Source organism: Nonomuraea sp. NPDC051191 (assembly GCF_044455665.1).
Classification (GTDB): domain Bacteria; phylum Actinomycetota; class Actinomycetes; order Streptosporangiales; family Streptosporangiaceae; genus Nonomuraea.
In genome coordinates this window covers 345,410-369,070 of record NZ_JBITEZ010000002.1, presented here as the reverse complement: position 1 = coordinate 369,070, position 23,661 = coordinate 345,410, and the positions used below count along the sequence as shown (strand labels likewise).

Below are 23,661 nucleotides of genomic sequence, written 5' to 3'. Positions count from 1 at the left end.
CGCGGGGGCGGGTGGGTCAGGCGGCGCGGTCGAGGTCGTCCGGGGCCAGGGCCTGGCGGAAGTCCTCCTCCGCGTGCTCGATGGCGGCGAGCTGCACCGCCTCCCGCCGGAACACCATCGACAGCCCCCAGTCGGCCAGCACCCGCGCCTTGTGGTTGAACGTCGGCACCCACGCCAGGTGGTAGGCCCGGTGCGCCAGCCACCCCAGGAACCCGGTCAGCCTGATCGAGTACACCTGGGCCACGCCCTGGTGATGGCCGAGCCCGGCCACCGACCCCAGGTACGCGTGCCGGTACGCCTTCAGCTTCCGCCCCCTGACGTATGCCACCAGGTTGCGGGCCAGCAGCTTGGCCTGGCGCACCGCGTGCTGGGCGTTGGGCGCCGTGAACCGTCCCGGACTGGTCAGGTCGGGCACCGCCGCGCCGTCGCCGGCCGTGAACGCGTCCTCCAGGCCCGCCACCGTGAGGTATTCGGTGGCCTGCAACCGTCCGGCGGCGTCCACGGGCAGCCCGCTGCCGGCGGCGAGCGGGCTGGGCCGGCCGCCGGCCGCCCACACCAGCGTCCCGGCCTCCAGCGACGTGCCGTCCGACAATGTCGCCACGCCGCCCTCGGCCGAGGCCAGCCGGGTCTCCAGCCGCACGTCCACGCCTCGGGCGCGCAGCGCGTCCACGGTCCAGCGGCCGAGGTCGGGGTGGAGTTCGGGCAGGATGCCGCCGGTCGCCTCGACCAGTGTCCAGCTCAGCTCGGCGGGCGCGATCCCGTCGTGGTAGCGCAGCGCCTCGTCGGCCAGCCCCTGCATCTCGGCCAGCGCCTCGACGCCCGAGAACCCGCCGCCGACCACCACGAACGTCAGCGCCCTGCGCCGCACCTGCGGGTCGTCGGTCGAGGCGGCCGCGGCGAGCTGGGTCAGGACGTGGTTGCGCAGGTGCACGGCCTCGCCGAGGCTCTTGAACCCGACCGCGTGCTCGGCCAGCCCGGGGATGGGCAGCGCGCGGGTGATCGACCCGGCCGCCATCACGAGGATGTCGTACGTGAGCGTCCTGGCCGGCCCCTGGACCGGCTGGAACCGCGCGGTGCGGTTCTCGTGGAACACGCGGGTGACGCGGCCCGTGAGCACCTGCGCGCCCTTGAGCACCCGGTTGAGCGGGGCGACGACGTGGCGGGGCTCGATCGTCCCGCCGACCGCCTCGGCCAGGAACGGCTGGTACGTCATGTACCCCCGCGGATCGACCACGGTGACCGTCACCTCGCCCGACCGGATCAGCCGCCGCAGCCCGAGGGCCGTGTACATCCCGACATATCCACCGCCGACGATCAGAATGTGCTTGCTCATCGCCCGCTCCTCCTTCATCAGGTTCTGCATCAGGAGGACGAGACAGCCCCGGCGAATGTGACCGGAAAAATAGAGTTATTTGAGTGATGTGCCGCCGGTCTCCGGCAGGGCGAACAGGCACAGCAGGCTCAGCAGGGCCATCGCCGAGACGTACAGGCCGACGCCCATGACACCGAGGGCGCTCGTCTGCAGGCTGGTGGCGACCAGCGGCGGCACCGCGCCGCCCAGGACGCCGCCGAGGCTGTAGGCGACCGAGGCGCCGCTGTAGCGGAACTCCGTCCTGAACAGCTCGGGCAGGTACGCCCCCATCGGCCCGAAGATCAACCCCATCAGCCCGAGCGCGCCGGCCAGCGCCAGCCCGGCCAGGACGACCGACCCGGTCTCCATCAGCAGGAACATCACCAGGCCCCACGCGACGGCGGCGGCCGTGCCGGCGAGGAGGGTGCGGCGGCGGCCCAGCCGGTCGCTGACCACCGCCGAGACGACCGTGCCCGCGCCCATGAACAGCACGCCGATCATGGTCAGGCTCAGCATGGTCGTCTTCGGGATGCCGAGGGTGGCGGTGCCGTAGGACAGGCAGTAGGTGGTGGCGGTGTAGAAGAGCGTGTAGGCGACGGTCATCGCGCCGGCGGCGAGCAGCACCCGCCGCCACTGGTGGCGCATCAGGCCGGCGAACGGCACCTTGGCGATGCGGCGCTCGTCCATGGCGGCCCGGAAGACCGGCGTCTCGGAGATCCTCAGGCGCACGTAGAGGCCGACGACGACGAGGAGCAGGCTGGCCACGAACGGCAGCCGCCATCCCCAGTCGCCGAACTGCTCGTCGGTCAGCGTCTCGCCGAGGATCAGGAACAGCCCGTTGGCCACGATGAACCCGGCCGACGGGCCGAGCTGGGGGAACATCGCGTACAGGCCGCGCTTGCCGGGCGGGGCGTGCTCGGTGGCCAGCAGCGCCGCGCCGCCCCACTCGCCGCCCAGGCCGATGCCCTGGGTGAACCGCAGCAGCACCAGCAGCACGGGCGCGGCCACGCCGATGGCGGCGTAGCCGGGCAGCAGGCCGATCGCCACCGTGGACAGGCCCATCACCAGCAGCGAGACGACCAGCATCGACTTGCGCCCCACGCGGTCGCCCCAGTGGCCGAACACCGCCGACCCGAGCGGGCGCGAGACGAACGCCACCGCGAACGTCGAGAACGCGGCCAGGCGGCCGGCCACCGGGTCCATGCCGGGGAAGAACGCGGTGTTGAGCACCAGTGCGGCGGCGGTCCCGTAGATGTAGAAGTCGTAGAACTCGATCGCGGTGCCCATGAGGCTGGCCATGGCGATCCTGGTCGTGCTGGGCGCCGCGGCCCGGGGGGAGGTCTTCACATCGCTTCTCACTATCCGGACTGACATCTTGTCAAGTGATACAACGACGCTACCACCTGCGCAATGTCACACAGCCGCCCGATAGATTCGACCGCAAACGTCACTTTTTGGGAGGTTCACACCTTGGCCGTCGAACTGGTCATCTTCGACTGTGACGGGGTGCTCGTCGACAGCGAGCGCATCTCGGTACGTGTGGGCACCGCCGCCCTGCGCCGCCTGGGCTGGACGATCGACGAGACCGAGTACGCCGAGCGCTTCGTCGGCTGCAGCAACGAATACTGGGACGAGCAGGTCGGCGAGACGCCCCCGGGCTGGCGCGACCAGATCACCCAGGAGTACCTGGCCGCGATGGCGGCCGAACTGTGCGCGATCGAGGGCATCGAGTCCGCCCTTGACCGCCTGGACATCCCCAAGTGCGTGGCCTCCAACGGCCGGCACGCCAACGTCCGCAAGAGCCTGGAGCTGACCGGGCTCGCCCGGCACTTCGACGGCCGCGTCTTCAGCGCCGAGGACGTGGCCCGCGGCAAGCCCGCCCCCGACCTGTTCCTGCACGCGGCGGCCACGATGGGCGCGGCCCCCGAGGGGTGCGTGGTGATCGAGGACAGCCCGTTCGGCGTGCGGGCGGCGACGAGCGCGGGGATGCGGTGCCTGGCGTTCGCGGGCGGCCTGACGCCGCCCTCGCGCCTCACCGGCCTGGGCGCCACCCTCTTCCACGACCCCACCACCATCCCCGACCTGATCGCCACCCTCCCCTGACGCCCCGGACCGGCCCCCTCCCTCGCGACGCCCGAACCGGCTCCCGGCCCGCCCCAACCTGACGCCCCGCCTTCCCAGCTACCCCAGCGGAGGCGGGGCGGCGGGGCTGGGCGACTGGTGGGTGGGCATATCGGGGCTACCCGGGGTGCACGAGCAGGGCGTCACGCCTCGCCATATCGGGCGGGTGGGCAGGTGGGGTCGAGGCGGTCGGCGGTGCGGCGTAGCGAGTGTGCGAGCCGGGCCCGTACGGCGACCCGTTCCGGATCCCGTCTGCGCGGCGCCCCCGGCAGGGCCGCGTCGAGCGAGTCGCGGAACCCCATCGCCGTCCGGTGCGCGAGAACCTGCATGGCATCCATGTCTCTCCTCCTTAATCAATTAAGACCTTAATCAATTAAGAACGCACCGGCAAGGCCGTTCGATACGGTTGGACGATGGCAAGGGTCACCCTGCAGACGATCGCCGACAGGCTCGGCGTGTCCCGCGCCACCGTGTCGTACGCCTTCTCCCGGCCCGACCAGCTCAGCGACGGGCTGCGGCGGCGCATCCTGGAGGTGGCCGACGAACTCGGCTACGCGGGCCCCAACCCGACGGCGCGCTCGCTCCGGCTCGGCCGCGCCGGCGCGCTCGGCCTGCTGTTCAGCGAGACGCTGGCCTACGCCTTCGCCGACCCGTACGCGCTCGGGTTCTTCCGGGGGCTCGCCACGGCGGCCGAGGAGGCGGGCGTCGGCCTGCTCATCCTGCCGCTGCCGCACGGCGACCGGCGCAGCGACACCGTGCGTGACGCGGTGGTCGACGCGTTCTGCGTGGTCTCGCTGCCCGACGGCCATCCGGCGCTGGCCGAGGTGCTGGCCAGGAAGCTGCCCGTCGTCGTGGTGGACGAGCCGTACGTGCCCGGCCACCCCTTCGTCGGCATCGACGAGCCCGCCGCCGGGGCCGCCGCCGCCGCGCACGTGCTCGGCCTCGGGCACCGGCGGGTCGCGGTGGCGATGGTCGGCCTGCACGACGACGGCCACACCGGCTGGGCCGACCGCGCCCGCCAGGAGGGCGCGGTGTTCGCGGCGATGCGCGCCCGGCGCGGCGGCTACCAGGCGGCCTGCGAGCAGGCCGGCCTCGACTGGGACGACGTGCCCTGCTACGAGGTCGCCAGGAACTCGCGGGAGGCGGGCAGGAAGGCCGGCCACGCGCTGCTGCGGCTGGACCCCCGCCCCACGGCGATCCTGACCAACACCGACGTGCTCGCCCTCGGCGTTCTCGACGCCGCCGCGGACCTGGGCCTCGACGTGCCGGGCGAGTTGTCGGTCGTCGGGTTCTCCGACAGCGCGGCCGAGGAGGCGGGGCTCACCACGATCCGGCAGGCCAAGCAGGAGATCGGGGAGGCGGCCGGGCGGCTGCTGCTGTCGGGGGCCGCGGCCCGGCCGGAGCGGCGGCTGTTCCCGTACGAGCTGATCGTGCGCGCCTCGACCGCGCCGCCGGCTAGCTGACCAGTGTCGAGCCTCTGCGGGTCTTGCCCACCTTGAGCTGCACGGGGATGCGCGTGCGCAGCTCGCCGACGTGGCTGACGATGCCGACCGCGCGGCCGCCGTCGCGCAGCCCGTCGAGGATGTCGAGCACGTCGTCGAGGGTGTCCTCGTCGAGGGTGCCGAAGCCCTCGTCCACGAACAGCGTGCCGACCTCCGCGCCACCCGCCTCGGCCGTGACCACGTCGGCCAGGCCGAGCGCGAGCGCGAGCGAGGTGATGAAGCTCTCGCCGCCCGACAGGGTCGCCGGGTCGCGGTCGACGCCGGTCCAGGCGTCGGCCACCTTCAGGCCCAGCCCGCCGCCCGAACGCGCCCGCGATCCGGCGGTCTTGCGCAGGTCGTGCCGGAGCAGGTAGCGGCCGGACGACATGTGGTCGAGGCGTTCGTTGGCGGCGTCGACGACCTGCCTGAGCCGCTCCCCCAGCACGAACGACGTCAGGCTCATGTTCCACTGGTTGTCGCCGGACGTGCCCGAGGCCAGCGCCGCCATGCGTTCGGCCAGCCGGTGCCGCTCGGCCGCGGGGCGCCACCGCTCGATGCGCGCCGCCAGCTCCTCGCGCAGCTCGGCGAGGCGTCCGGCCCTGGCCACCGCCCGGTCGCGCTCGCTGGCCAGCCGCGTGTACGCCTCCTCCGCCGTGTCCCGCTCGGCCCCGGCCGCCGCCAGGTCCGGTTCCGGCTCGGCGGCGGCGGCGACCAGCTCGGGGTCGGCCAGCAGGGCGGTGACGGCGGCGTGCTGGTCGTCCAGCCGCCGCAGCAGCTCCGCCCTGCCCTCCCGCTCGGCCGGGCTCCGGTACGCCTCCTCCGCCTCCCGCGCGTCGGCGAACCCGGCCTCGGCCGCCGCCCGCTCGGCCGCCTCGACGGCGGAGTCGAGTTCGCCGGCCGCCGCGACCGACGCCCTGGTGGCCTCCAGCGCCTCGCGCAACAGCTCGGCCTCGTCGTGGAGCCTGGACAGGCGGGCCGTCAGGGTCGGGTCTCCGCCCCGGGCCGCGTCGAGCCGTGCCGTCAGCCGCCCGGCGTCGCCGCTCAACTCCTCATGCCTGGTGCGTCCGGCCGCCAGCCGGGCCGTGACGCGCCGCCCCTGCTCCTCCAGCTCGGCACGTTCGCGGCCGAGCGCGGCCACCTCGGCCGCCGCCCCCGGCTCCCTGGCCGCCACCGCCGCCAGCCGCCGCAGCTCCTCCTCGGCTGCCCTCAGCACCCGCACCCCGTCGACCTCGGAACCCGTGTCGGCGTCGGCCGCCCCGGGCCCGTCCGCCGCGAAAGGGGCGTCCGGCTGGGAGGGGTGGAGGGTCTGGGCGAGCCGGGTGTGCAGACGGGTGCGCTCGGCGGTGAGCCGGGTGCGATGGGCGTGGTGGGCGGCGAGCGCCTCGGCGATCTCCCTGGCCTGGTCTCTGACGTGGTCGCGCTCGCCTTCGAGGCGGTCGAGCGCGTCGGCGAGGACGGGCTCCCGGTCGGCGACCGACCGCAGCCGGGCCAGCTCCCGCTCGGCCGCGAGCACGCGTTCGGAGGCGGAGTCGGCGGACAACCCCTCGGTGGCCTCCGAGGCGTCGGCGAGCCGGGACTCGATCGAGGCCAGAGCGCGCTCGGCGGCCTCCCGGTCGGCCGCGGCCGACTCGTGGGCGGTCTCGGCGGCGTGCTCGTCCTCGGGCGAGGGGGCGCTGGGGGCCGGTGAGGCGGGCATGGGGTGGTGCTCGGAGCCGCAGACCGCGCACGGACGCCCGTCGGCCAGGTCGCGGGCCAGCTCCGCCGCCATGCCGTCGATCCTGGCCTGGCGCAGGTCGAGCCAGCGTTCGCGGGTCTCCTGGGCACGGTCGACCAGGGCCTGGTGGGCGGCGGCGGCCGACTCCAGCTCGGCGGCCAGGGTGTCACGGCGGTGCGCGGCCTCCAGGGCGGAACGGGCGGCGTCGAGCTGCGCGGCGGCGGCGGGGACGGCCGCCGCCTCGGCGCGTACCTCGGCCAGGGCGGCGCTCGCCTCGGCCAGCCGGGCGGGGAGCTCGGCCTCGGCCGCCGACACCTCGGCCTCGCGCCGCGCCAGCGTTTCGAGCTCGCCGGCCAGGGCGGTGAGCTCGCGGTCGACGTCGATCAGGTCGGCGGCGGCGTCGCGTACGGCCTGGGCCGCCGGGATGCGCGCCGCGGCCACCCGCGCGCCGGCGAGCCTGCCCTCGGCCTCCTCGATCAGCCCCGGCAGGACGCCGAGCCGCGCGGCCACGGCCGCGTCGGCTCCGACCAGCTCGGCCAGCTCCTGCTCCACCCGCAGCAGGTCGCGCCGGACGACCGACAGCCGGGCCTCCTCGGTGAGCAGCTCGGACAACCGGGCCGGCTCGGCCCGCCGCTCCCGTTCCAGGCTCTCCAGCTCCTCCACCGACGGCTCCCCGCCGCCCGCGGGCCCGCCGTCGCGCCGGGCCGGTGGGGTGAGGAGGTGGCGGGCGCGGGCCAGGGCGTCGGCGACCATGGCGCGGGCCTTGGCTGCGGCCTCGGCGCGCTGCCCGGCGGCCGTGACCAGCGGGAGCACCCGGTCGGCGCGGACGGCGTCGTCGAGGACGGCCTGGAGGTCGGCGCGTTCGTCGGCGCGCTCGTCGAGGGTGCGGCGCAGGGTCAGGGCCTCGGCGTGGCGGCGCCGGCGTTCGGCGAGGGCGGCGGCCTGCTCGAACCGCGACCGTGCCGCCCGCGCGGCCTCGCCCGCGGCGGCGTGCCGCTCCTCGCACCGGTGGACGACGGCCCGCGCCGCGTCGAGCAGCGCGCCCGCCCACGCGAGCGGATCGTCGTCCGCCGACGGCGGCCCGCCGTCGGCGAGCACGTCGAAGAGGGCGGGCGGGACGTCGGCGGGCCGCCCTTCGGGAGCCGGGGCACCGTCCGGCCCGGAGGGACGCGGCGCGAGGGTGAAGGCGGGGTCGGAAGGGTGCGGGGTCAGGGTGGGGCCGGCGGCCTCTTCCAGGCGCTTGACGGCGAAGGCCACCTCCCGCCCCAGCTCCTGCTCCTCCCGCCCCGTGGCCCGCCGCAGCTCGGCCAGCCACGACTCGGCCTGGGTGAACACCTTGACGGTGAACAGCCGCTCCAGCAGCCGGGAGCGGTCGTCGCCGTCGGCGCGCAGGAACTTGGCGAAGTCGCCCTGCGGCAGCATCACCACCTGGCAGAACTGCTCGGCGTTCATCCCGAGCAGCCCGCCCACCAGGTCGCCCGCCTCGTCGAGCCGGGTCGTGAGCCCCTGCCAGGCCGACCCGTGGCGCTCCTCGACGACGACCTTGGCCTTCTCCTCGGTGAACCCGGCGCCGCGCAGCTTGGGACGCTGCCACGACGGCGACCGCCGGATGCGCAGCGACCGGCCCCGGATCGAGACCTCCAGCGTCACCGACGGCCCGGTGCCGGCGGGCGCGTGGTCGCAGCGCAGGCTGCGGGCGCTGTTGCGCTGGCCGGGCACGACGCCGTAGAGGGCGAAGCAGAGCGCGTCGAGGATCGTGGTCTTGCCCGCCCCGGTGGGCCCGTGGATGAGGAACAGGCCGGCCTCGGTCAGGGCGTCGAAGTCGACCGTCTCGGTGCCGGGGAAGGAGCCGAAGGCGGTGAGGGAGAGCCGGTGGGGTCGCATCTACGCCATCACCTCCTTCACCCGCGACGCCTCGATCGCCCGTCTGAGCAGGTCTTCCTCCTCGGGCGCGGCGGGCTCGCCGCGCACCTCGCGGACGAAGTCGAGGGCGACCTCCGCCTCGGGCCGCCCGCTGACCTTCACCGGCCCGGCGGCCGGCGCGGCGCCCACCGGCTCGAAGGACAGGGCGAGGGCGTGCGGGAAGCGGGCGCGCAGCCGGTCCATGGCCTGCTTGGGACGGACGGCGTCGGTCAGGGTGATCTGCAGCCAGTGGTCTTCGTAGGAGGCGAAGGCGGGCTGCGTGAGCAGGTCGTCGAGGTCGCCTCGGAGCCGCCCGACCGGCCGGGGCACGGGCGCGGGCACGAACTCCGCGCCCGACCCGAGCGTGACCAGCCAGCAGCCCTTGACGTGGCCGGTCTCGGAGAAGGAGTAGGCCAGCGGGGAGCCGGAGTAGCGGACGGTCTCGGACATGCGCTGGCGGCCGTGCAGGTGGCCGAGCGCGACGTAGTCGACGCCGTCGAAGGCCGACAGGGGCACGTGGGAGACGCCGCCCACGCTGATGTCGCGCTCGCTGTCGCTGGCCTGCCCACCGGTCACGAAGCAGTGGGCCAGCACGACGGCGGCCCGATGGCGTACGGCGTCGGCGCGGACGCGGCTCATCGCGTGGGAGAGCGCGGCGGTGTGGCCGCGGTCGGGCAGTTGCCAGGGGGCGCGCACCAGCTCCGGTTCCAGGTAGGGGATGCCGTAAAAGGCGACGTCGCCGACCAGCACCGGCTCCCACGACCGGTCGGGCTCGGTGCGGACGTGCACCCCCGAGGACTCGAACAGCGCCGACCCGAACCCCAGCCGCAGCGCCGAGTCGTGGTTGCCGCTGATCAGGACCACCCGCGCCCCGGCGGCGCGCAGGCGGGCGAGCGCGTCGGAGAGCAGGGCCACCGCGTCGACCGGCGGCAGGGCGCGGTCGTAGACGTCGCCGGAGACGGCCACGACGTCGACCCGCTCGGCGCGCACCGTCTCGACCAGGTGGTCCATGAACGCGGCCTGCGCCCCGAGCAGGCTCTCCCGATGGAAGGAGCGCCCGAGGTGCCAGTCGGAGGTGTGCAGGATCCGCATGTCGCAGGAAGCTAACATCTCTCACCGACAAATGCGGCCCCTCCCGTCACAGAAGCCGGGAGTAGGCTGGATGATCAGCGGGCAAACCAACGCACATGGGGAGGCCGATGCGCACTGGCCGTGGCACCTTGAGCGTCGCCGCCGGCCTGGTGCTGGTGGCTCTTGCGTCAGTCGGTTACGTGCTGCCGCCCGCGTTCGACCCGCCGCCCCTGAAGGCGGACCCGGCGTTCGCGGCGATCCCGGCGCAACCGGCGGACGAGCTGCGCCCGGTGGTCTCCGCCGACCCCGTGCGGCGGGAGGAGATCTCGCTGCCGGCCGAGGGCCAGCGTCTGGAGGGCACCTTACGCGTCCCGCTCACGCCCGGCCCGCACCCGGCGATGGTGTTCGTGTCGGGATCGGGCAACGGGTCGCGGACGGAGTTCACGCCGCAGGCGGAGTTCCTGGCCAGGGCGGGCGTGGCGACGATCGCGTTCGACAAGCGCACGGTCGGCTATGACTTCCGGGAACGCGACTTCGGCCTGCTCGCCGACGACGCGCTGCGCATGGTGGAGTACCTGCGCACCCGGCCGGAGGTGGACGCCGCGCGCGTCGGGCTGTGGGGGGTCAGCGAGGGCGGCTGGGTCGTCCCGATCGCGGCGGCCAAGAGCGCGGCGGTGGGCTTCACGGTGCTGGTCTCCTCGCCGAACGTCTCGCCGCTGCGGCAGGTCGCCTGGGCCCTGAACGAGCAGCTGGTACGGCTGCACGCCCCCATCGGCGCCCGTGACCTGCTGACCAGGGCGATGGGCGGCGTCGGCTTCAACTTCCTGCGCTACGACGCGATGCCCGCCTTACGGCAGGTCAGGCAGCCGGTCCTGGCGTTCTACGGCACGACCGACCCCTCGATCCCCTTCGTGGAGTCCACCAGGGCGCTGGTCACGGCGCTCACCGAGGCGGGCAACGACCGGTACACGATCCGTTTCATGGACAAGGGCGACCACGCGATGCGGGTCAACGGCGGCCCGTTCACCAGGGGCTACCTGGAGACCCTGGCCAACTGGATCACCGGCCTGCCCGCCACCGCCAGGCCGTCCGTGCACATGGCGGGCAGCACGCCGGTCCAGCGGTTCGAGGCCAGCGACGTGCCCGCGGCCCCCTGGTACGCCGGCGGCACGATGCTCGGGCTGACCATCTGCCTGGCCGCCGTCGGGTACGTGGCGGGCCCGGTGGCGGCGATGGTCGTCCGGCTGCGCGGCCACGGCAGGCCGCCCGTGGAGACCAACGCCCGGTTGTGGCCGCCGATCCGGCGCAGGCTGCGCAGGATGGCGTGGACGGGCCTCGGCCTGCTGGCGTCGGTCGTGGCGTTCATCACGCTGCTGGTGCTGTTCTCGGTGAACCAGGCGGGCGCCTGGCCGGCCGTGCTGGCGGGCTGGCTGGTGGTCCGCGTGCTGGCCGTGCTCATGCTGGTCCAGGAGGTCACGGCGGTGGCCGCGTACGTGTCGGCGCTGCGCGAGGGCATGCAGCCGACCCGGTGGCAGTACGTGGCGATCGGCGGCGTGCTCGGCGGCACCGGGCTGCTGCTGGTGGCGGCGGCCTACTACGGCCTGTTCGCGTTCCCCTGGTAGGCGTTCATCCAGCGGTCCAGCTCGGCGAAGACCTGCTTGCGCGCGGGCTCGGCCGACAGCACCAGGTCGTGCAGGCCGTCCTGGATCCGCACGCAGGTGACGTGGGGGCCGATCGAGGTGGCCCAGCGGGCCATGTGGGCGGGGTCGAGCACGATGTCGGCCGAGCGCGCCTCGGGCACGAAGTCGCGTACCCGCAGGCCGGTCGAGGAGGCCAGGACGAGCACCGGCACGTCCACCGCCAGCCCCCGGTGCAGCCGCCGCTGGGCCCGCCGGACGGCGGCCAGCCACATCCCGTGCACGGAGAACCCGACCAGCGGCTTGAGCTCCAGGTCGTAGTCCCATTCGCCCTGCTCGGTGCGGTGCAGGCTCTGGCCGTAGGCGGTGCTGATGCCCAGGGGCAGCGGGCGGCGGACGTAGGACATCGGGGTCTTGAGCAGGTCGGCGGCCAGCCGGAGCGGGGCGGGCACGTTGAGGTCGAGGAACGGGCTGTTGAGCACGAGCCCCTGCACCAGCCCCCGGCCGCGGACGCGGTCGGCCCACAGCGCGGCGATCAGGCCGCCGGTGGAGTGGGCGTTGACGGTCAGCTCGTCGTGGTCGCGGCGGATGAGGCGGACTGCCTCGTCGATCTCGGGGAAGTAGTCGGTGATGCTCCTGATCAGTCCCCTGGTCTGGTGCGGGAGCAGTGAGCGGCCGTACTTGCGCAGGTCGAGGGCGTAGAAGTCGATGCCGCGCTGGACGTAGTAGTCGGCCAGATGGTCCTGGAAGAAGTAGTCGGTGAACCCGTGGACGTAGAGCACCGCCCTGCGCGAACCGGCCTTCCTGGCAATCAGGGTCGCGACGACCTCGCCCTCGAAGTCGGGCTGCATGGGGAGAACGGTGATCTCGTACATATCAGACAGAATATGGATTGTCCGGCCATGAGGGGATGCCGGGCGGAAGGTCGGTGCTTACCTTCATCGGGAAGTCGGCCTGACGCTTCTCCAGGAACGCCGTCACCCCCTCCACCGTGTCGGCCGCGCCGCCGAGTTCGGCCATGAGCCTGGAGTCGGCCGCGTGCGCCTCCCACGGCGAGGCCGCCGACAGGCCCGACCACATCAGCCTGCGCACGGCGGCGACGGAGACGGCCGAGGTGTTGCCGGCGATCTCGCGGCCCAGCGCGTACGCGGCGGGCAGCAGCTCGTCGTCGGGCAGCACCCGTGACACCAGGCGGCCCTCCAGCGCCTCGGCGGCGGGGAAGATCCGGCCGGTCACGGCCCACTCCATGGCCCGGGAGATGCCGACCACCCGGGGCAGGAACCAGCCCGACGCCGCCTCGGTGACGATGCCGCGCCGGGCGAACACGAACCCGAACCTGGCACTCTCGGCGGCCAGCCGCACGTCCATGGGCAGTGTCATCGTGACGCCCACGCCCACCGCCGGGCCGTTGATCGCGGCGATGACGGGCTTGAGCGAGGCGGCGATCCGCAGCGCGACCGTGCCGCCGCCGTCGCGCGGCGCGCCGTCGACCAACTCGGCCTTCTCCCCATGGCCGGGCGCCCGGTGGTCGAAGGTGTCGCCGCCGCCGCTCAGGTCGGCCCCGGCACAGAAGGCGCGTCCGGCCCCCGTGACCACCACCGCGCGCACGTCGTCGTCGGCGTCGGCGAGGTCGAACGCGCTGATCAGCTCGGCGCGCATGGTCAAGGTGAACGCGTTGAGCCGCTCGGGGCGAGACAGTGTGATGGTGGCGACGCGATCGGCCACGTGGTACTCGATCTCGGAGAAGGCCATGACCCGAATCTTATTCGGTTACCGATGTTCACCCTCCGATAAAGACATATTTCGCATCCAATGCGTAGGCTGCCCGCGCTGTTCGTGCCTGCGGGTTACGGTGGACTTCGGGGAAACGGGGATGGCGTGCAGGATGGCATGCAGGGCAGGAGACCGGTGAGCGCGGCAGCGGTCCTCGGCTGGCTGGCGCTCTCGGCGCTGGCGCCCGGGGCCGCCCATTTGCGCGCCGGCCGGCGCCGGACCGGCCTGATCCTGCTCTCGTGCTACGTCGCCGGGCTGTTTGCACTGCTGGCGGTGGCGCTGACGACCGACAACCTGCTGGGGTCGCTGACCCAGGACTCGTGGCTGACCGCGATCGTCGTCGGGGCCGTGTCGCTGGGCGTCGCCTGGTTCGTCGTGATCGTGCACTCCTTCGTGGTGCTGCGTCCCGGACGGCTGCCGCAGAGCGGCCAGATCCTGGCCGGCACGCTGGCCGGGCTGCTCGCCGTCGTGGTGGTGGTGCCGTTCGGGGTGGTCGCGAACAACGTGTGGACCTACCAGAAGACCCTCGGCGACATCTTCACCGGCCCCGAGCCGGTCGAGTCCCCCGTCCAGGCCGGGCAGAAGCCGCCGGAGGACCCGTGGACCGGGCGGGAGCGGGTCAACCTCCTGCTCCTCGGCGGCGACGCCGACGACAACCGCACCGGCGTGCGCACCGACAGCATGAACGTGGCCAGCATCGACGTGAAGTCCGGCAACACCGTGCTGGTCAGCCTGCCGCGCAACCTGGAGAACGTGCGCTTCCGCCCCGGCACGCCCATGGCCCAGCGGTTCCCCGGCGGCTTCCGCCTGCCGGCCGACCCCGGCGGCGGCCGCAGCGACCTGCTCAACAGCGTCTGGGAGTACGCCGACGCCCACCCGGAGATCTTCGGCGGCCGCCGGCACCAGGGCCCGCAGGTGCTCATGGAGACCATCGGCTACACCCTCGGCCTGGAGATCGACTGGTACGCCCTGGTCAACATGTGGGGCTTCGCCCGTCTCATCGACGCCATCGGCGGCATCACCATCACCGTCGAGCAGGACGTCGTGTTCGGCAAGTACAACGAGGGCCTGGTCAAGGCCGGCACCAGGAAGCTCAAGGGCGCCGACGCGATGTGGTACGCCCGCTCGCGCACGTTCAGCGACGACTACACCAGGATGCGGCGGCAGCGCTGCGTGCTCGGCGCGCTGCTGGGCCAGGCCGACCCGGCGACCGTGCTGGCCCGGTTCAACCGGATCGCGCTGGCCGCCAAGGAGCTGATCAGGACCGACATCCCGCGCTCGATGCTGACGAACCTGGTGCCGCTGGCGCTCAAGGTCAAGAACGCGAAGGTGACGAGCCTGCAGTTCGTGCCGCCGCTGATCAGCACCGGTTACCCCGACTGGGACAAGATCCGCGAGCTGACCGCCAAGGCCGTCCGCGACTCGACCGCGGCCACGTCCGCCGTCGCGGCCTCGGCGACCCCGTCGGCCGGCCCGTCGGCGTCGGACGGCACGTCCTCCCCCAAGCCCGGCAAGTCCGCCGAACCGGGGAAGTCCGGGCCGCCGACGAAGGGGCTCACCGAGGGGTGCGGGGCGGGCTGAGTCCGCGCGAGACGCTCCGGAGCCCCGGTCACCGATGGCATCCTGGACGGACCGGCAAATCTGGAGGAGATTCGCGATGTCCCACCCCCTCGGCACGTCACCCGCCATCCGGCACACCCCTCTCGACGCCGACGAGAGAGCGCGGGCCGAGGCCGGCTTCGTCCCCCTGGTGGCCCAGCAGCTCGCCGAGAACGGGCGGTTCAGGGTGAGTGCCGACACCCCGGAGCTGGTGGAGGTGTTCCAGGGGGTCGCCCGCAAGGTGGGCGAGCTGCTCGGGCGGCCCGTGGTCAGCTACTCCAACGGCCGGTACATGGTGATCACCTTCGGTCAGGGCTCAACGGGCGGCTGAGGCCGGAAGGCGTTCCAGGAGGGCGCGCAGGATCCGGTGGGGGTGCGTCCACAGCAGGGCGCCGCCGACGCCGGGCACGACGTGCCGCACGGCTCCCGGGATGCGGGCGGTCAGCCCCTCCCCCTGGTCGGGCGAGTGGGTGGCGTCATGCTCGCCGTACCAGACGTCGACCGGCACCGTGATCGACGACAGGTCGATGCCCCAGCGGCCCATCGCCAGGACGGTGTCGCGGGCGTAACCGGCCGGCCCCTGCGCGAACGCCTCCCCCAGCGCCTCGCGGTACCCGTCGGCGAACTCCGGGCCCTGGTAGACGGCCAGGTCGCAGGCGGGGCTGCCGCCCATCACCAGGTCCCACATGGCCTGCGGGGTGAAGCCCGCGAAGACCTGCTCGGCGGCCTGCGGATCGTGCGTGGACAGCTCCGTCAGCCGCCGCAGCTCGTCGGGCAGCGCGTCGGCGAAGCGCGGGTCGGCCACCTCGTCGGCGGCGGAGACCAGGGCCAGCGCGCCGACCACGTCTGCGGCGGCGCAGGCCAGCGCGAACGGCGCGCCCTGCGAGTTGCCGACCATGGCAGGACGCCCGAGGCCCAGACACCCGGCGAAGACCTCCACGTCGGCGGCGAAGTCAGCGAACGTGCGGCCCGGCGCGGGGGTGGAGGCGCCCAGTCCGGGCCGGTCGAGGGAGATCAGGCGCACGCCGAGGTCGCCGGGCGCCGCCGCGCCCATGCCGAGCCGGCGGCTCGTGGCGGCCCCCGGGGAGAGCAGGACCGGCGTCCCGTCCACCGGCCCCCATTCGGCCCAGCCCAGAAGCCGGCCGCCGGGCAGCCGTTCCGCGCCGGTGCGGGCAGGGCGTTCGATCAAGGTGGTCATGCGCCCATCATCGCGTGAGCACCTCGGGGGGCATCCACCGGTTTTCCGGGCGCGCCGGAGCCGCCGACGGGTGAATCCGCAGGTCATCCGGCACACTTGGCTTGTGCTCATCGATCTGGTCCCGCCCTTTGAAGGGCGTCACTGCGAGACGACCACCGCCGGCACCCTGCTGCGGCACGCGGGCGTGGAGTTGTCTGAGTCGATGCTGTTCGGGCTGGGCGAGGGGCTGAGCTTCGTCTACTGGGACAGCGGCTCGCTGGACGTCCCGCTGATCGGCGGCCGGGTCAAGCCGCACGCGATCACCGAGAAGCTGGCCTCGGCGCTCGGGTTCACGCTGGACACGCAGGAGACGTCCTCCCCCATCACGGCCTGGTCGAACGTCCGCCGCCACCTCGACGAGGGCACCCCCGTCGGGCTCCGGCTCGACTGCTACCACCTCGACTACATCAGGACGCCCTACCACTTCGGCGGCCACTACGTCGCGATGGTCGGCTACGACGAGGGCCACGCCCACCTCGTGGACACCGCCCAGCAGGGCACCCGCAACCGGGTGCCGCTCGACTCGCTCGAACGCGCCCGCGCGGCGACCGGGCCGATGACGGCGCACAACCTGTCGTACACGGTGGGGCCGTGCGCCGAGCCCGACCTGCCGTACGCCATCAAGGAGGCCGTCCGGTCCACCGCCGCCGCCTTCCTCAACCCGGCGATGAGGAACGTCGGCTACCGGGGCATCGAGCAGGCCGCCGCGCTCGTCCCCACCTGGCTGGAACGCGGGCCGACCGCGCAGCTCACGCGTACGGCCAACCTCATGGAGCGGGGCGGCACCGGCGGCGCGTTCTTCCGCAACCTCTACACCGAGTTCCTGGCCGAGGCCCAGACGATCGCGCCCGGCAAGGCCCTGGAGACGGCCTGCCAGGCGTACATGGCGCTGGCGCCCAAGTGGAGCCAGGTGGCGGACCTGCTGGCCCAGGCCGGGGAGACGGGCCGGCAGCAGCCGCTCGACGAGGCCGGGTCGCTGCTGTACGACCTGGCCGAACGCGAGCGGCTGGCCATGGAGACGCTGTACGAGGTGTCCTGAGAATCCCGCCGGACGCCCGGGGCGCGGGTCAGCGGGGGCGGCGGAAGGTGGCGCGCCAGCGGTGGCGACCGCCGTCGCGCAGGTCCTCGATCCGCTCCGCCGTCAGCCCGCCGGTCGCGAACGCCGCGATCTCCGAAGGCGTCAGCGGCCACGGCGGGCCGCCGACCGGGCCGCCGTGCTCGCGGCCCGACGCGATCACCAGCAGCGTGCCTCCGGGACGGACGAACGCGGCGACGCTCTCGGTGGCGCGAGCGTGCAGCGCCTCGGGCAGGGCCTGCACCGTCATGATCTCCACGACCAGGTCGAAGGCGTGCCGCCAGTCGGCGGGCGGGTCGAGCAGGTCGGCGGTGACGTACTCGACGGCACTGTCCGGGAAACGCTCGCGGGCCAGGCGCACGGCCGACTCGCTGACGTCGAAGGCGACCGTCGCGTAGCCGAGGGCGGCCACGTGCTCGGCGTCGTCGCCCAGGCCCGCGCCCACCACGAGCGCCCGCCCGTCGCCGGGCTTCCGGTCGGCGGCCCACTCCACGAGCAGGAAGTGCGGGGTACGCGTGTCCCACGGCACGATCGCGTCGCCGGTCGCCGACTCGGCGTAGAGGCGCTCGAACCAGCCGGTCGGATCGCCGTCCGCGAGCGACCGGGCGGCCAGCCGCCGGGCGTCGGCGTCGGGGTCGGAGTCGGCGGCGGGGTCAGGGGCGGTCATGCGTGGAACGACTCCTTGGCGAGGCGGCTCAGGCGGCTCTCGTCGATCGTGTGGCCCAGGCCGGGCTGGGTGAGCGGGACGGCGATGACGCCCGCGTTCGCGCCGACCAGCGGCGTGACGATCTGGTTCTGCTTGGGCGGCTGGGTGACGTCGCACGGCAGCGTGCAGCCCGGCAGGCTCGCGACCGCCACCGTGGCCGCCCTGGCCAGGCCCGCTCCCTGGCCGCCCGTGCACTGGATGTCCCAGCCCGCGGCGGCGGCGCGGTCGTGCGCCCGGCGGGCCTCCGAGAGCGACGGGAAGGCGGTGGGCCGCAGCAGGAGGACCCTGGCGGCGCGCAGGGTCAGGTAGTCGTCCAGCTCCGCGGTCGAGCGCACCTCGACGGCGACCGAGGCGGACACGTCGTCCTGCAGCGCGGCGTGCGCGTGGACGTCGCCGAGCGGGAAGGGCCGCTCGATGACCTCAAGGCCGTAGGAGTCGAGGGCGACGAGCTGGCCGAGGTCGGAGTAGGCGTTGCCGCCGTCGACGGCCAGGGTCAGCGCGGGGTAGGCCTGCCGCACCGCGCGTACGGGCTCGACGTCCCAGCCGGGCCTGATGTCGAGGGTGACGTGCCCGTAACCGGCGCAGACCTGCTGGTTGACGCGGGCGACCAGGCTCTCGACGGACGGGTCGGGCGCCAGCCGCACGGTGGCCATCACCGAGGTTCGGGTGCCGCCGATGGCGTGCGCGAGCGGCACGCCGCGCATCCTGGTCCACAGGTCCCAGCAGGCCATGTCGACGGCCGGGTCGCCGCTCGGCACGGCGTCGGGGTGCTCCCAGTCGACGCCGATCAGCAGCGCGGCCAGTGACTCCTCCAGCCGCGACCAGGCTTTGGGCTCGGGTGAGACGGCCTCGCCCCAGCCGGTCATGCCGCCGTGGTCGGTGAGCTTGACGAGCAGGCTCTCCGTCCTCGCGCCGTACGGCAGGACCAGCCGGAAGACCTCCAGCTCCCGCACTCGCGGCATGAGAACCCCCCTTTAGCCATGACGAGAGAGTCGTCGCGCCTGGTGAAGGCCGTCCACGCCGATGCGTTTGGCAGCGTTCTCAGCACTTTGACGTTCTCATCACTATGACGCGGTCCCTTCCATACTGCCTGCCTTGGCGGACTGCACAAAACGGGGGGCCAGCACGAAGGCCAGGACGGCGAGCACGACGGTGAATCCGAGCCCCACGGCGTAGTTCTCGCCGGTGGCGGTGAACAGGGCGCCGCTGACCGCGACGGCGACCACGGTGAACACCGACTCACCGACGCCCACGGCCGCGCTGTTCTGCCCCTCCTCGCCCTCCTTGGACATCTCCAGCACCAGCACGGACACCGTGGGGTGCAGAGCGCCGATGCCGAGGCCGGAGATGGCCATGGCGACGTAGGCGACCGCGATGGGCAGGGAGTCGACGAGCACGAGCGACACCAGCGTGATGCCGACGGCGATCATCGCGGCGCCGCCGCGGATGGCGGTCATGTGGCTGATCGTGCCGCGGCCCTTGATCCAGGAGCCGGTGGACCAGCCGAGCGCGCCGACCGTGAGGACGACGCCCGCGCCGGTGGCGGTCAGGCCGCGCTCGTGGATCAGCATGAGCGGGATGAGCACCTCGGCGGCCATGAGCGAGCCGTAGGCCAGGCCGCGCAGCACGGGAGCGGTCGGCAGGCCGCGGGCGGCGCGCAGCGAGCCGGGCAGCAGCAGCTTGGGCAGGGCCACGACCAGCAGCACGATGCCGGCCACGAGCAGCGGCAGGCCGGCCAGCTCCAGGGCGCTGCCGTACTGGATGAGGGCGGCGGCGACGGCGGTCAGCATGGCCCAGACGAGCTTGCGGCCGAGGCCGGGGGCGGGTTCGGCGGAGCCGCGCTCGGCCGAACGGCCGGCGGTGCCGCGCCACAACAGCAGGGCCGAGGGGATGACCAGGGCTGAGACGCCGAGGAAGATCCACCGCCAGCTCACGTTCTCCACGACGAACCCGGCGATGGCCGGGCCGATCATGGAGGGCACCACCCAGGCGGCCGAGAACAAGGCGAACACCTTGGGATGCATGGCCCCCGGGAAGACCCGGGCGACCAGCACGTACAGGGAGACCTGGATCAACCCGGCGCCGAGCCCCTGCACGAAACGGCCCGCGACCAGCACCTCCATCGTCGGTGCGAATCCGGCCACCAGGAGCCCGGCCACGAAGGTGGCCACGCCGACGGCGATCGGCTGCACCGGCCCCCGCACGTCGCTCCACCGGCCGCCGAGCACGGTCGCGATCACGCTGGCCGCGAGAGTGGCGCTGAAGGCCAGGTTGTACAGGGCCATGCCGCCCAGGTCGCCGGCCACGATGGGCATCGCGGTCGCCACCGCCATCGCCTCGAAGGCCACCAGCATGACGAGCGCGACCAGGCCGACGCTGAGCGCCCGGTACTGCGCGGACAGCACGCCGGCCGGGGCCGGGGCGACGTCTTCGATCGGTTCAACAGTCGTTGTCATGACCGTAAAAGTAGGGGGAACCGCGCGTCGACACATCGGGCGCGGGGCCTAGGCAATTGGGCCTAAGGCATGCGGGACTCGATGCCGTCGAGGAGCAGTTCGAGGCCGTAGCGGAAGCGTTCCTCGCCGTCGGCGGCGATCAGGTCGTCGATGTGCTCGACCAGGTACGGGAAGCGGTCGCGCGGCAGGGCGCGGTAGTAGTCGGCGATCTGGGTCGCGAACGCGGTGAAGTACTCCTCCGGCGTGGACATGTCCGAGGCGCGCAGCCGGCTGATGTGCACCGAGCCCTCGTAGGCGTCGCCGATGAGGTAGAGGGACAGGCGGTCGAGGCACAGGGCGGCCTCGCGCGGCGGCATCCCGGCCTCCACCATCAGCCCGTACACGAACTCGCCGGTGCGCAGCGAGTTCTCGCCCGTGGGGATGTTCGCCAGGGCCGCCCTGGCGACGTCGGCGTGCTTGTTCAGCACCCGGTAGACCTCCAGCGCGTACGCCCTGAGCTGGTCCTTCCACCGGCCGGGGTCGCGCTCGGGCAGCCGGATCTCGCCGAGGACGCGGTCGTAGACGAGTTCGAGCAGCTCCTCCTTGTTCGCGACGTGCGCGTACAAGGAGGCGGGGCCGGTGTCGAGCTCCTGGGCGACGCGTCTCATGCTCAGCGCGTCGAGCCCTTCGGCGTCGAGGACGCGCAGCCCGGTCTCGACGATGAGGTCCTGGCTGAGCTGCCGCCTGATCGGCGCGGGCTTGCGGGACTTGCGCCACGGCGGCACCGGCACGGCTTCTTCCTTGCTCCCCATGGCGAACACTGTACTTGACACGAACGCTGTTCGCTACTAAAACGGTGTTCGTAACGAACAGTGTTCGTACCAAGAACAGCGTTCTTAAGGAGTTCCCCCCGATGACAGTGACCAACTCGGCGCAGGCCACGGAGGCCGTCGCGCCCTACCGGTGGCGCTGGGCCGCCCTTTTCGTGATCCTCGCCGCCGAGGTGATGGACCTGCTCGACGCGTTGATCACCACGATCGCCGCCCCCACCATCCGCGCCGACCTGGGCGGCAGCGACAGCCTCGTGCAGTGGCTCGGCGCCGGCTACACGCTGGCCATGGCCGTCGGCCTGGTCACCGGCGGACGGCTCGGCGACCTGTTCGGCCGCAAGCGCATGTTCCTCATCGGCGCCTTCGGGTTCACCGCCGCCTCGCTGCTGTGCGGCGTGGCGGGCAGCCCCGAGATGCTGATCGCCAGCCGGGTGCTGCAGGGCCTGTTCGGGGCCGTGATGTTGCCTCAGGGCCTCGGGCTGATCAAGGAGATGTTCCCGCCGCAGGAGATCGGCAAGGCGTTCGGCATGTTCGGGCCCGTCATGACGATCTCGTCGGTCGGCGGCCCCGTGCTGGCCGGCTGGCTGGTCGACGCCGACTTCTTCGGCACCGGCTGGCGCATGATCTTCCTGATCAACCTGCCGCTCGGCCTGGCCGCCGCGCTGGCCGGCATCCGCTTCCTGCCCGAGTACCGCCTCTCGAACGCCACCAGGCTCGACCTGGTCGGCGTCGGCCTGGTCTCGGTCGCCGGATTCCTGCTGATCTACCCGCTGATCCAGGGCCGCGAGCTCGGCTGGCCCGCCTGGACGTTCGTCTCGATGGCCGCCTCGCTGGTCGTCTTCGCCCTCTTCGGCAGGTACGAGTCGCGCCGCGCCGCCTCCGGCAAGGACCCGCTGGTCACCCCCAGCCTCTTCCGCAAGCGGGCCTTCTCCGGCGGCCTGGTGGCCGGCCTGGCGTTCTTCTCCGGCATGATCGGCCTCAGCCTGGTCTTCAGCATCTACATGCAGGCCGGCCTGCACTTCAGCCCGCTCAAGGCCGGCCTGGCCAGCCTTCCCCAGGCGGTCGGCGGCGTGATCGGCTTCGGCCTGGCCATGTCCGGGCTCCAGGAGAAGCTGGGCCGCGGCCTGCTGCAGATCGGCGTGGTCGTCATGGCCGCCGGCGCGGCCGTGCTCGGGGTGACCATCCACCTGGCCGGCACCGACGTCGGCGTCTGGCAGCTCGCCCCCGGGCTGGCGCTGGTCGGCATCGGCATGGGCCTGACCATGGCGCCGTTCTTCGACATCGTGCTGGCCGGGGTCGAGCCGCACGAGTCGGGGTCGGCCTCGGGCACGATGACCGCCGTCCAGCAGCTCGGCGGCGCGCTCGGCACCGCCGTCCTCGGCACGCTCTTCTTCAACCTGCTCAAGGATCAGTGGAGCTTCGGCTCGGCCATGCAGGTGACCGTCTGGGTCGAGATCGGGCTGCTGGCGATCACCTTCGCCCTGTCGTTCCTCATGCCGCGCAAGGCCCGCCCCGAACAGGCCGGCCACTGAGCGCTGACCCGGCCGCGGCTCCCCTGCGGGGGTGGAGCCGCGGCCTCGGCCTTTCTCAGCCGCCGGCGTGACGCTCGGCCCACCGGGTGATGTCGCGGCGTTCGACGGCGGCGGCCATCAGGTCGGGGAAGGCGTCGGGGGTGCAGGCGAAGGCGGGCACGCCCATCGCGGCCAGCGCGGCGGCGTTCTCGTGGTCGTAGAAGGGCGCGCCCTCGTCGGAGAGCGCGAGCAGCACGATCACCTGCACGCCGGCCTGCGTCATCGCCGCCACCCGGCGCAGCATCTCCTCGCGCACACCGCCCTCGTACAGGTCGCTGATCAAGACGAAGATCGAGTCGGCCGGACGGGTGATGAGACCCTGGGAGTAGGCGATGGCCCTGTTGATGTCGGTGCCGCCGCCGAGCTGGGTGCCGAACAGCAGCTCGACCGGGTCGTGCAACTGCTCGGTCAGGTCGACCACCGCCGTGTCGAACACCACGAGCGACGTCTTCAGCGACCGCATCGAGGCCAGGACCGCCCCGAACACGCTCGAATACACCACCGAGGCCGCCATCGAACCGCTCTGGTCGATGCAGAGCACCACCTCACGCTGCACCGACCGCTGCCTGCGCGCGTAGCCGACCAGCCGCGACGGGACGACCGTGTTCCGCTCCGGCAGGTAGTTCTTGAGGTTCGCCCGGATCGTGCGGTCCCAGTCGATGTCGGCCACCCGCTTGGGCCGGTACGTACGCGCCGAACGGTCGAGCGCGCCCGTCACCGCCGCCCGCGTACGGTCGGCGAGGCGGCGTTCGAGCTCCTGGACCACCTTGCGCACCACGGCCCTGGCCGACTCGCGGGCCTGGGCGGGCATGACCCGGTTGAGCGCGAGCAGCGTGCCGACCAGGTGCACGTCGGGCTCGACGGCCTCCAGCATCTCCGGTTCGAGCAGCAGCCTGGTGAGGTTCAGCCGCTCGATCGCGTCCTTCTGCATGACCTGGACGACCGTGGACGGGAAGTACGTCCGGATGTCACCCAGCCAGCGGGCCACCCGCGGCGCGGACGCCCCGAGGCCGCCCTCGCGACGGCTCTGCCCCTCGCGGCCGTCCTGGTCGTAGACGGCGGCCAGGGCCGCGTCCATCTGCGCGTCGGCACCCTCCAGGGCGCGGCCGGTGCCGTCGGCGTCGCCGCCCCCGAGCACCAGCCGCCACCTGCGCATGC

At 73.2% G+C, this 23,661-nt stretch carries 20 protein-coding genes; 7 read left to right on the top strand and 13 right to left on the bottom strand.

Annotated elements, in window-relative coordinates:
• Positions 1-16: 16 nt before the first annotated feature.
• On the bottom strand, positions 17-1,333 hold the full coding sequence (locus ACIA8R_RS06355) for an FAD-dependent oxidoreductase (RefSeq protein ID WP_364089602.1): 1,317 nt from the start codon (positions 1,331-1,333) through the stop codon (positions 17-19).
• A 75-nt stretch (positions 1,334-1,408) separates the two neighbouring features.
• Complete coding sequence (locus ACIA8R_RS06350; RefSeq protein ID WP_397036893.1) at positions 1,409-2,698, bottom strand: MFS transporter; 1,290 nt, start codon at positions 2,696-2,698, stop codon at positions 1,409-1,411.
• A gap of 123 nt (positions 2,699-2,821) precedes the next feature.
• Here ACIA8R_RS06350 and ACIA8R_RS06345 point away from each other — a divergent pair, with 123 nt between their 5' ends.
• On the top strand, positions 2,822-3,454 hold the full coding sequence (locus tag ACIA8R_RS06345; protein ID WP_364089608.1) for an HAD family hydrolase: 633 nt from the start codon (positions 2,822-2,824) through the stop codon (positions 3,452-3,454).
• A 161-nt stretch (positions 3,455-3,615) separates the two neighbouring features.
• Here the strand turns inward: ACIA8R_RS06345 and ACIA8R_RS06340 are convergent, their stop codons facing one another.
• Complete coding sequence (locus ACIA8R_RS06340; RefSeq protein WP_364089611.1) at positions 3,616-3,810, bottom strand: hypothetical protein; 195 nt, start codon at positions 3,808-3,810, stop codon at positions 3,616-3,618.
• A 75-nt stretch (positions 3,811-3,885) separates the two neighbouring features.
• On the opposite strand from ACIA8R_RS06340, the gene ACIA8R_RS06335 reads away from it, so the two are divergent.
• Positions 3,886-4,935, top strand: coding sequence for a LacI family DNA-binding transcriptional regulator (locus ACIA8R_RS06335; RefSeq protein WP_357701221.1), 1,050 nt, complete (start codon positions 3,886-3,888; stop codon positions 4,933-4,935).
• Here ACIA8R_RS06335 and ACIA8R_RS06330 read toward each other — a convergent pair.
• Both ACIA8R_RS06330 and ACIA8R_RS06325 read right to left on the bottom strand, forming a co-directional pair.
• Entirely contained in the window at positions 4,928-8,551 is a 3,624-nt protein-coding gene (locus ACIA8R_RS06330; protein ID WP_397036890.1) for an AAA family ATPase, read from the bottom strand. The two genes, ACIA8R_RS06335 and ACIA8R_RS06330, sit on opposite strands and share 8 nt — an antisense overlap.
• Positions 8,552-9,661, bottom strand: coding sequence for an exonuclease SbcCD subunit D (locus ACIA8R_RS06325; RefSeq protein WP_364089620.1), 1,110 nt, complete (start codon positions 9,659-9,661; stop codon positions 8,552-8,554).
• A 107-nt stretch (positions 9,662-9,768) separates the two neighbouring features.
• On the opposite strand from ACIA8R_RS06325, the gene ACIA8R_RS06320 reads away from it, so the two are divergent.
• Positions 9,769-11,262 carry an alpha/beta hydrolase family protein gene (locus tag ACIA8R_RS06320; protein ID WP_397036888.1) on the top strand — a complete coding sequence of 498 codons (1,494 nt, stop codon included), beginning with the start codon at positions 9,769-9,771 and terminating at the stop codon, positions 11,260-11,262.
• Here ACIA8R_RS06320 and ACIA8R_RS06315 read toward each other — a convergent pair.
• On the bottom strand, positions 11,235-12,152 hold the full coding sequence (locus ACIA8R_RS06315; protein ID WP_357701228.1) for an alpha/beta hydrolase: 918 nt from the start codon (positions 12,150-12,152) through the stop codon (positions 11,235-11,237). The two genes, ACIA8R_RS06320 and ACIA8R_RS06315, sit on opposite strands and share 28 nt — an antisense overlap.
• A gap of 1 nt (position 12,153) precedes the next feature.
• Positions 12,154-13,029 (bottom strand): enoyl-CoA hydratase-related protein, encoded by an 876-nt coding sequence (locus ACIA8R_RS06310; RefSeq protein ID WP_364089627.1) that lies wholly within the window; start codon positions 13,027-13,029, stop codon positions 12,154-12,156.
• A 156-nt stretch (positions 13,030-13,185) separates the two neighbouring features.
• On the opposite strand from ACIA8R_RS06310, the gene ACIA8R_RS06305 reads away from it, so the two are divergent.
• Entirely contained in the window at positions 13,186-14,631 is a 1,446-nt protein-coding gene (locus ACIA8R_RS06305; protein ID WP_364089630.1) for an LCP family protein, read from the top strand.
• A 76-nt stretch (positions 14,632-14,707) separates the two neighbouring features.
• Positions 14,708-14,980 carry a hypothetical protein gene (locus ACIA8R_RS06300; protein WP_357701234.1) on the top strand — a complete coding sequence of 91 codons (273 nt, stop codon included), beginning with the start codon at positions 14,708-14,710 and terminating at the stop codon, positions 14,978-14,980.
• Here the strand turns inward: ACIA8R_RS06300 and ACIA8R_RS06295 are convergent.
• Positions 14,966-15,847 (bottom strand): alpha/beta fold hydrolase, encoded by an 882-nt coding sequence (locus ACIA8R_RS06295; RefSeq protein ID WP_397036885.1) that lies wholly within the window; start codon positions 15,845-15,847, stop codon positions 14,966-14,968. The two genes, ACIA8R_RS06300 and ACIA8R_RS06295, sit on opposite strands and share 15 nt — an antisense overlap.
• Positions 15,848-15,950: 103 nt before the next feature.
• Between ACIA8R_RS06295 and ACIA8R_RS06290 the strand changes: the two genes are divergently transcribed.
• Positions 15,951-16,925, top strand: coding sequence for a BtrH N-terminal domain-containing protein (locus ACIA8R_RS06290; RefSeq protein ID WP_364089637.1), 975 nt, complete (start codon positions 15,951-15,953; stop codon positions 16,923-16,925).
• A gap of 28 nt (positions 16,926-16,953) precedes the next feature.
• On the opposite strand, the gene ACIA8R_RS06285 is transcribed toward ACIA8R_RS06290, so the two are convergent.
• The 4 genes from ACIA8R_RS06285 to ACIA8R_RS06270 all read right to left on the bottom strand — a co-directional run bounded on the left by ACIA8R_RS06285 (position 16,954) and on the right by ACIA8R_RS06270 (position 20,914).
• Positions 16,954-17,628: a class I SAM-dependent methyltransferase gene (locus tag ACIA8R_RS06285; protein ID WP_397036883.1), complete on the bottom strand. Its 675-nt coding sequence runs from the start codon at positions 17,626-17,628 to the stop codon at positions 16,954-16,956.
• The gene (locus tag ACIA8R_RS06280; protein ID WP_357701241.1) at positions 17,625-18,629 is read right to left on the bottom strand and encodes an enolase C-terminal domain-like protein; all 1,005 of its coding nucleotides are present in this window, start codon (positions 18,627-18,629) and stop codon (positions 17,625-17,627) included. The genes ACIA8R_RS06285 and ACIA8R_RS06280 overlap by 4 nt, the downstream gene beginning before the upstream one ends.
• Before the next feature lie 102 nt (positions 18,630-18,731).
• The gene (locus ACIA8R_RS06275) at positions 18,732-20,123 is read right to left on the bottom strand and encodes an MFS transporter (protein ID WP_397036880.1); all 1,392 of its coding nucleotides are present in this window, start codon (positions 20,121-20,123) and stop codon (positions 18,732-18,734) included.
• Between the two features lie 62 nt (positions 20,124-20,185).
• On the bottom strand, positions 20,186-20,914 hold the full coding sequence (locus tag ACIA8R_RS06270) for a TetR/AcrR family transcriptional regulator (RefSeq protein ID WP_364089646.1): 729 nt from the start codon (positions 20,912-20,914) through the stop codon (positions 20,186-20,188).
• Positions 20,915-20,958: 44 nt separating this feature from the next.
• Between ACIA8R_RS06270 and ACIA8R_RS06265 the strand changes: the two genes are divergently transcribed.
• On the top strand, positions 20,959-22,464 hold the full coding sequence (locus ACIA8R_RS06265) for an MFS transporter (RefSeq protein ID WP_397037331.1): 1,506 nt from the start codon (positions 20,959-20,961) through the stop codon (positions 22,462-22,464).
• Positions 22,465-22,519: 55 nt separating this feature from the next.
• Here ACIA8R_RS06265 and ACIA8R_RS06260 read toward each other — a convergent pair whose 3' ends face one another.
• The gene (locus ACIA8R_RS06260; RefSeq protein ID WP_397037329.1) at positions 22,520-23,659 is read right to left on the bottom strand and encodes a VWA domain-containing protein; all 1,140 of its coding nucleotides are present in this window, start codon (positions 23,657-23,659) and stop codon (positions 22,520-22,522) included.
• Positions 23,660-23,661: the final 2 nt, after the last annotated feature.

Bases quoted from the DNA above. Each gene is read 5' to 3' on its own strand.
- ACIA8R_RS06270 (WP_364089646.1), bottom strand. From the start codon at position 20,914: ATGGGGAGCAAGGAAGAAGCCGTGCCGGTGCCGCCGTGGCGCAAGTCC.
- ACIA8R_RS06330 (WP_397036890.1), bottom strand. From the start codon at position 8,551: ATGCGACCCCACCGGCTCTCCCTCACCGCCTTCGGCTCCTTCCCCGGC.
- ACIA8R_RS06325 (WP_364089620.1), bottom strand. From the start codon at position 9,661: ATGCGGATCCTGCACACCTCCGACTGGCACCTCGGGCGCTCCTTCCAT.
- ACIA8R_RS06300 (WP_357701234.1), top strand. From the start codon at position 14,708: ATGTCCCACCCCCTCGGCACGTCACCCGCCATCCGGCACACCCCTCTC.
- ACIA8R_RS06315 (WP_357701228.1), bottom strand. From the start codon at position 12,152: ATGTACGAGATCACCGTTCTCCCCATGCAGCCCGACTTCGAGGGCGAG.
- ACIA8R_RS06285 (WP_397036883.1), bottom strand. From the start codon at position 17,628: ATGACCGCCCCTGACCCCGCCGCCGACTCCGACCCCGACGCCGACGCC.
- ACIA8R_RS06260 (WP_397037329.1), bottom strand. From the start codon at position 23,659: ATGCGCAGGTGGCGGCTGGTGCTCGGGGGCGGCGACGCCGACGGCACC.
- ACIA8R_RS06310 (WP_364089627.1), bottom strand. From the start codon at position 13,029: ATGGCCTTCTCCGAGATCGAGTACCACGTGGCCGATCGCGTCGCCACC.
- ACIA8R_RS06275 (WP_397036880.1), bottom strand. From the start codon at position 20,123: ATGACAACGACTGTTGAACCGATCGAAGACGTCGCCCCGGCCCCGGCC.
- ACIA8R_RS06340 (WP_364089611.1), bottom strand. From the start codon at position 3,810: ATGGATGCCATGCAGGTTCTCGCGCACCGGACGGCGATGGGGTTCCGC.
- ACIA8R_RS06355 (WP_364089602.1), bottom strand. From the start codon at position 1,333: ATGAGCAAGCACATTCTGATCGTCGGCGGTGGATATGTCGGGATGTAC.
- ACIA8R_RS06280 (WP_357701241.1), bottom strand. From the start codon at position 18,629: ATGCCGCGAGTGCGGGAGCTGGAGGTCTTCCGGCTGGTCCTGCCGTAC.
- ACIA8R_RS06335 (WP_357701221.1), top strand. From the start codon at position 3,886: ATGGCAAGGGTCACCCTGCAGACGATCGCCGACAGGCTCGGCGTGTCC.
- ACIA8R_RS06295 (WP_397036885.1), bottom strand. From the start codon at position 15,847: ATGACCACCTTGATCGAACGCCCTGCCCGCACCGGCGCGGAACGGCTG.
- ACIA8R_RS06320 (WP_397036888.1), top strand. From the start codon at position 9,769: ATGCGCACTGGCCGTGGCACCTTGAGCGTCGCCGCCGGCCTGGTGCTG.